Origin of the sequence: Psychroserpens mesophilus (assembly GCF_050617655.1) — a bacterium.
Classification (GTDB): Bacteria; Bacteroidota; Bacteroidia; order Flavobacteriales; family Flavobacteriaceae; genus Psychroserpens; species Psychroserpens mesophilus_A.
The window spans coordinates 1-247 of record NZ_JBODQC010000379.1; the positions used below are offsets into that span (position 1 = coordinate 1).

At 33.2% G+C, this 247-nt stretch carries 1 pseudogene; it reads left to right on the forward strand.

Features of this window, described 5'->3' with window-relative positions:
- Window positions 1–247: pseudogene (locus ACRHNM_RS17675) on the forward strand (SOS mutagenesis and repair protein UmuC); the annotation flags it as partial.

A 247-nucleotide genomic window follows, 5' to 3' on the forward strand; every position in this document is an offset into this window, starting at 1 on the left:
TTTCCTAAAGAAACCAAAGGCGTTTATGTTATAGATTCTGAAAGTTCTAGAATTAAAGCCTTAAAATGGATAAAATTAGAAGATGTTTGGGGAATAGGTAGACAACTAAAAAATCGTTTACAAGCTAAAGGTTGTAAAACAGCTTACGACTTCACACAGCTAGATGACGAATGGGTGCGACGAACGTTTTCTATTACAGAGTGGAAGCTTAAAAAAGATTTAGAGGGTATTTCTAAAATAGAATTAG